General features: G+C 70.8%; 6 protein-coding genes and 1 pseudogene. 4 read left to right on the top strand and 3 right to left on the bottom strand.

Annotated elements, in window-relative coordinates:
- The 4 genes and pseudogenes from QL987_RS16550 to QL987_RS16535 all read left to right on the top strand — a co-directional run.
- Positions 1 to 328 (top strand): annotated as a pseudogene (locus QL987_RS16550) (glycosyl transferase); the annotation flags it as partial.
- A 140-nt stretch (positions 329 to 468) separates the two neighbouring features.
- Positions 469 to 2,028 (top strand): FtsX-like permease family protein, encoded by a 1,560-nt coding sequence (locus tag QL987_RS16545; protein WP_290158750.1) that lies wholly within the window; start codon positions 469 to 471, stop codon positions 2,026 to 2,028.
- Positions 2,028 to 2,159: a hypothetical protein gene (locus tag QL987_RS16540; RefSeq protein WP_290158741.1), complete on the top strand. Its 132-nt coding sequence runs from the start codon at positions 2,028 to 2,030 to the stop codon at positions 2,157 to 2,159. Before QL987_RS16545 ends, QL987_RS16540 begins: the two co-directional genes overlap by 1 nt.
- A complete protein-coding gene (locus tag QL987_RS16535) occupies positions 2,156 to 2,887 on the top strand; it encodes an ABC transporter ATP-binding protein (RefSeq protein ID WP_253463751.1) in 732 nt (243 codons plus the stop codon). The genes QL987_RS16540 and QL987_RS16535 overlap by 4 nt, the downstream gene beginning before the upstream one ends.
- Before the next feature lie 173 nt (positions 2,888 to 3,060).
- Here the strand turns inward: QL987_RS16535 and QL987_RS16530 are convergent, their stop codons facing one another.
- The 3 genes from QL987_RS16530 to QL987_RS16520 form a co-directional block, all read right to left on the bottom strand.
- The gene (locus tag QL987_RS16530; RefSeq protein WP_290158739.1) at positions 3,061 to 4,002 is read right to left on the bottom strand and encodes a biopolymer transporter Tol; all 942 of its coding nucleotides are present in this window, start codon (positions 4,000 to 4,002) and stop codon (positions 3,061 to 3,063) included.
- 264 nt (positions 4,003 to 4,266) lie between these two features.
- Complete coding sequence (locus QL987_RS16525) at positions 4,267 to 5,106, bottom strand: carbohydrate ABC transporter permease (protein ID WP_111074340.1); 840 nt, start codon at positions 5,104 to 5,106, stop codon at positions 4,267 to 4,269.
- The gene (locus tag QL987_RS16520) at positions 5,099 to 6,094 is read right to left on the bottom strand and encodes a sugar ABC transporter permease (protein ID WP_221850425.1); all 996 of its coding nucleotides are present in this window, start codon (positions 6,092 to 6,094) and stop codon (positions 5,099 to 5,101) included. The genes QL987_RS16525 and QL987_RS16520 overlap by 8 nt, the downstream gene beginning before the upstream one ends.
- Positions 6,095 to 6,114: the final 20 nt, after the last annotated feature.

The raw sequence follows: 6,114 nt of genomic DNA, 5'->3' as shown, positions 1-6,114 counted from the left end.
CGTCCTCGTCGGTGCCGTCGTGCCGGACCCGGACGACCTCGACGCGGTGGTCCTCGCCCGCTGGCAGGCGACCCACCCGCCCGGGGCGACCCTCGGCCACGTGCACGGCGCGAACCTCGGCATCCGCGCGGACGCCTACCGTGCCCTGGGTGGCTTCGACCCGGTGCCGGAGCACGAGGACGTCCGCCTGGTGGCGCGCGCCCGCGCGCTGGGGCTGCGCGTGGACGCGACCACGGGCCTCCCGGTCGTCACCAGCGGTCGGTTCGACGGCCGGACACCGGGCGGCTACGCCGAGCACCTCCGCCGCACCTACGGCGACGCGTCCTGACCTGTCCTCGTCCCTCCTTACCGTTCTGACAGCAGACCGAAGGGCCGCCCTTGGTGGCCGTTCCTAGGTTCTCCTCGTCGGCCCCCGCCGCGTGATCCGCGCGACCGGTGCTCCCGGGTCGGCCCCCACCGAGGAGAACCATGTTCCTGACCTACCTCAGGCGCGAACTCACGAACCGCAAGAAGCAGACGGTCATCATCGCGGTCGGGATGGCGCTGGCCATCGCGCTCGTCGTCATCGTCTCGTCGATCGCGAGCGGCGTGCAGTCCGCCCAGTCGAGCGTCCTGGCATCCGTGTACGGCGTCGGCACCGACATCACCGTGACGAAGACCGAGACCCCGACGTCCAGCAGCACCGGCCGGCCGTCGTTCGACTTCGGCGACCAGGGCTCGTCGGGCAGCAGCAGCAGCGGTTCCACCGACCTGTCCCAGTCCCGCCTGGCGGTGTCCCGCGGCACGAGCACCCTGACCGCCGCGAACGTGGCGACGGTCGCCGGAACCGACGGGGTGGCGGCCGCGACCGGCGTCCTGACGCTCGAGAACAGCACGTTCTCCGGCCAGGTCGAGCAGAGCGACGGCAGCAGCAGCAGCAGTGACGGTGCGGCGCAGGGCGGCCCACCGAGCGGGACGGGCCAGAGCAGCACGGGCCAGAACAGCACGGGCCAGGGCGGTGGCGGCTTCGGCGGCGGCTCGTTCAGCGTCGACTCGTTCACGGTCACCGGCATCCCGGTCTCCGGCGACACGGTCGGCCCGCTCACCAGCACCGAGACGACGAAGGGCCGTCCCTTCACCACGGCCGACGCCGGCAAGGACGTCGTCGTGCTCGACGCGGCGTACGCCAAGAGCGAGTCGAAGGCCGTCGGCGACACGGTCTCGATCGGCGGGAAGACCTTCGACGTCATCGGGATCGTCGCCTCGACCGGGTCCGCGTCCACCACCGGCTCGAACACGTACATCCCGCTCGACACCGCGCAGACGCTCGCCGACCTGTCCGGCAAAGTGACATCCGTCTACGTCTCCGCCGAGTCGTCCTCCGACGTCGCGACGATCAAGACCGCGCTGCAGAAGGAGCTGTCGAGCGCAACCGTCTCCACCGAGTCCGACCTCGCCTCGAGCGTGTCCGGCTCCCTGGCGACGGCGTCGACCCTCGTGTCGAACCTCGGCCGGTGGCTGTCGATCGTCATCCTGGCGGCGGCGTTCCTCATCGCCATCCTGTTCACCATCTCCGGCGTCACCCGCCGCACCCGTGAGTTCGGCACCCTCAAGGCCATCGGCTGGTCGAACGGCCGCATCACGCGGCAGGTCGCGGGCGAGTCGCTCGTGCAGGGACTGATCGGCGGTGTCATCGGCGCCGCGACCGGCCTCGTCGGCATCCTCGTCGTGAACGTCATCGCCCCCACGGTCTCGGCGAGCGCCGCCACCAGCACCCGGACCGGTCCCGGCGCGGGTGGTGGGATGCCCGGCGCAGCCGCGACGGCGGCGGCCGGCAGCGGCACGACCGGTGGCGCACCCGCAGGCGGCTTCGGCAGCGGCGGGCAGACGGCGACGACCACGGACGTCGTCCTGCACGCCCCGGTCACCATCGAGGTGATCCTGCTCGCCATCGGGCTCGCGGTCCTCGGCGGGCTGCTCGCGGGCGCGCTCGGCGGATGGCGGGCCTCCCGGCTCCGGCCGGCGGAAGCACTCCGGAGCGTGTCGTGATGCCGGCCGACCGGCGCACCCCGACCGACCCGGCCGGCACCAGCGCGACCCGCACGACCCGCACGACCCGCACGAGCCACACGACCCGCACGACCGACCCCACCATCCCGACGACCGAGGAGCCATCGTGACCACCACCGAGACCGCAGCCGCCACGGACGGCGTGCCCACCGCCTCCCGGCCCGTCTACCGGCTGTCGGGCGTGACCAAGACGTACCGGCAGAAGAACCGGACCGTCACCGCGCTGGCCGGGGTCGACCTCGAGATCCCGCAGGGGCAGCTCGTCGCGGTGCAGGGACCGACCGGCGGCGGCAAGTCGACGCTGCTGCAGATGCTCGGTGCGCTCGACCGGCCGAGCAGCGGTTCGGTGTTCCTGGGTGACCGGGACGTCGCCGTGCTCGGGGACCGGGCGCTCACCGACGTCCGGGCGACCGAGATCGGCTTCGTGTTCCAGAGCTTCAACCTCATCCCGACCCTGACCGCGCTCGAGAACGTCGAGACCGCGTTCGCGGGCAGCCTCGCGAACCGCTCCCGGGCCGAGGTCCGCGAACGGGCCACGACCGCCCTGCGCGAGGTCGGCCTCGAGGAACGGCTCGACCACCTGCCGGCCGAGCTCTCCGGCGGTCAGCAGCAGCGCGTCGCGATCGCCCGCGCGCTGGTGAAGGACCCGACGGTCCTGCTGGCGGACGAGCCGACCGGGGCGCTCGACGAGGGCACCCGCGACGAGATCATGGGGCTCATCGAGCGGCAGTGGAAGGACCGCGGGTTGACGGTCGTCATCGTGACGCACGACTCGTGGGTGGCGCGGCGCGCGGAGCGTCGGCTGCACATCAAGCAGGGTCAGGTCCGCGAGGTGTAGTCGCGGCGCCGGCTGGCGGGCGCGCGCGGGCGGGCGGGCGCGGCGGGCGGCGGAACACCGGTGTTCGTGTGTCACACCGCGGATCTCCGCGGCGCGACGGACGAACACCGGTGTTCCACGAAGCCGCGGCGCGGCGGCGCGGCGACCGCCGCGGCGCGGCGACCGCGGCGGCGTCAGCCCGCCGTGACCGGGTAGTCGCAGTACGCGAACCACGACGAGTCCGGAGCCCACGGCGGCACGTTCACGGTCCCCTGCCCGCCGTCGAGGACGACCAGCGTCTCCGGCACCACCGCGATCCGGGCACCCCGCGCCAGGACCCCGGGCAGCAGCCGCAGTTCCACCCGGTGGTCCGCCGGGTGCCCGTGCACGCCGGGCTCGTACGACAGGTACAGCAGGTGCGCACTGTCCGGGGAGACGTGCGGGAACCAGTTCACCCGCTCGTCACCGGTGATCTGCACGGGGTCCGTCGACCCGTCGCGCAGGGCGGCGAGCTGCGCCGTGCCCGGGGTGAACCGCTCGGTGTTGAACAGCAGGGTCCCGCCGTCCGGGGTCCACGCGCACCCGTCGTCCGGGTGCGCGTCACGGGTGCGGAACGTCGTGACGCCGGTCGCCGGGTCGACGAGGGCGACGTCGGTGGTCCAGACGCCCTGTGGTGAGCGTTCGCCCACGATCGCGGCCAGCGCGGAACCGTCGGGAGCGATGCCGTGCAGGTAGTACTTCCGCACGGTCGGCAGGGCGGCGGAGGTGTCGGTGATGCGGATCCCCGGGCCGCCGGCAGGCAGCGGCACGCGGTAGAGCTCACCGTCCCGCCCGCTCACCACGACGGACTGCCCCGAGGGGTCGAGCACGTGGTCGTTGTTGATCTCGGGTACACCCGGCATCGGCACCGGCACGAGCGCGGTCTCGTCGAGGACCGTCCCGGCCGCGGGCACCGGCAGCAGCCAGAGGTCGCCGTCGGCGTTGAGCACCAGGGTGTCGGCGTCCAGGACGTTCGGTGCCTCGACCAGCACCGTGTCCGAGGCGAACACCAGCCGGCCGGTGCGCGTCTCGACGTCGTACACGTGCACGCGGCTGGTCTGTCCGGGCAGAAGTTGCCGCCCCCGGGTCTCGGTCATGCATCCATCCTGTCGTGCGTGGTGGTGGTCGTGGTCGTGGTCGTTGTCGTTGTCGTGGTTCGGCGAGGCGCCGCACAACGGAATCCGATCCGAACCGCGGGAGTCCACGGTTCGGATCGGACACGGCAGGTGCAGTCCGCGCCGCACCACGGGCGGGAGGACGCGCGCCGCACCACGGTCGGGCGGGCGCGCGCCGGCCGGACCACGGACGGGAGGCGCGGTGCGGGACGGACCCGCACCGCGCCTCCCGTCAGGTGGTCGCGGCTACTTCACCGCACCGGCGGTCAGGCCGGCGACGAACTGGCGCTGCACCACGAGGAACGCGATGACGACCGGGATCGACACGACGAGCGAGGCCGCCATGATCTGGTTCCAGTACACGTTCGTCTGCGTCGAGTACTGCTGCAGACCGACCGCCAGCGTCGAGCCGAGGCCGTTCGTCATGACGGAGGCGAAGAGGACCTCGCCCCAGGCCGTCATGAACGAGTAGATGCCGACCGCCACGAGACCGGGACGGGCCGAGGGCAGGATGATCCGGAACAGCGCGCCCATCGGGCCGGAACCGTCGACCATCGCAGCCTCGTCGAGTTCGCGCGGGATCGTCTCGAAGTAGCCCGCGAGCATCCAGATCGAGAACGGCAACGTGAACGTCAGGTACGTGATGATCAGGCCGAGCCAGCTGCCGACCAGCTGGATGCCGAGCGTGTTGCCGAGGTTGGTGAAGATCAGGAACAGCGGCAGCAGGAACAGCACGCCGGGGAACATCTGGGTCGAGAGCACCGTCGTGGTGAAGGCGCTCTTGCCCTTGAAGTTCCACCGCGACACCGCGTAGGCGGCGAACGTGGCGATGATCAGCGAGAACACCGTCGCGACCGTGCAGACCACGAGCGAGTTGATGAAGTACCGGCCGAGCGGGACCGTCGACCACATGTCGATGAACGGCTGGAACGTGATCCGCGACGGGATCCACGTGAAGTCGTTCTGCACGTCGCCGAGCGGCTTGATGGCGGTGGTGATCATGACGTAGAGCGGCACCACCGTGAAGACGGTGAGCAGTGCCAGGACGATGACCTTGAAGGACTTCGCCCCCGTTGTTTCACGCACGGACGGACCTCCGGTTGGTGACGGCCAGGTAGATGCCGGTGACGACGAGCAGGAAGAGGAGGAGCAGGACGCTCATCGCGGCACCGGAGCCGAAGTTCCAGGTGATGAACGACGCGTTGTAGATGTGGAAGCTCAACAGGTCGGCGGCCGGCGGCTGCGCGGTCGAGCCGAACAGCACGAACGGGGTGTTGAAGTCGTTGAACGTCCAGAGGAACATCACCAGCACCAGCGTGACGTTGACCGGGCGGACCATCGGCAGCGTGATCGAGCGCCACTGCCGGAAGGGCTTGGCACCGTCGACCGAGGCGGCCTCGTAGACGTCGGCCGGCACGGACTGGAGGCCCGCCATCAGCATGAGGAACGCGAACGGCCAGGTCTTCCAGATCGCCACGACGACGACGGCCACGAAGGCGTTGTTGCCGATGAGCCAGAACGGCGCGTTCGAACCGAACAGGTGCAGCTGGTCGACCAGGACGTGGTTCAGGGCGCCCGAGTCACGCTGGAACATGAACTTCCAGGTGATGACGCCGGCGTACATCGGCAGCGCGTAGGGCACCAGGAACAGCGTGCGGAAGAGCCCGCGACCGCGGAACGGCTTCTGCAAGGCGACCGCGGCGGCCATGCCGAAGCCCCAGGACAGCCCGACCACGAGGATCGTGAAGGCACAGGTGATGAGGAACGAGCTGAGCAGCCCACGGCCGATCGCCTGGTCGAAGTCGACCGCGACGGAGTAGTTCCGCAGCCCGGCGAAGGGCGCGGCACCCCAGTTCGCGATGAAGTACTTGGTGAGCTGCACGAAGCTGATCCAGATGCCGACGAGCATCGGCACGATGTGGATGAGCAGCTCGAAGAGGATCGCGGGACCGACGAGTGCGTACGGGAGCCACGGAGCGCGGCGCTTCCCACGAGGCGACGGCCCTGAGAGGGTCGGCGCCTTGGTGTGCGTCAGGTCGATGGCCTCGGAGTCTGGCAGGACCGTCGTGGACATGGGCAGGCCTTCCGGCTGGT

The sequence above is a fragment of the Curtobacterium sp. APC 4022 genome, assembly GCF_030407555.1.
Lineage (GTDB): Bacteria > Actinomycetota > Actinomycetes > Actinomycetales > Microbacteriaceae > Curtobacterium.
The sequence above is the reverse complement of the archived record's forward strand: the minus strand, read 5'-3'. Positions and strand labels throughout refer to the sequence as shown.

Excerpts from the sequence above, each read along its gene's own strand:
- QL987_RS16530 (WP_290158739.1), bottom strand. The coding sequence starts at position 4,002 with ATGACCGAGACCCGGGGGCGGCAACTTCTGCCCGGACAGACCAGCCGC.
- QL987_RS16520 (WP_221850425.1), bottom strand. The coding sequence starts at position 6,094 with ATGTCCACGACGGTCCTGCCAGACTCCGAGGCCATCGACCTGACGCAC.
- QL987_RS16540 (WP_290158741.1), top strand. The coding sequence starts at position 2,028 with ATGCCGGCCGACCGGCGCACCCCGACCGACCCGGCCGGCACCAGCGCG.
- QL987_RS16545 (WP_290158750.1), top strand. The coding sequence starts at position 469 with ATGTTCCTGACCTACCTCAGGCGCGAACTCACGAACCGCAAGAAGCAG.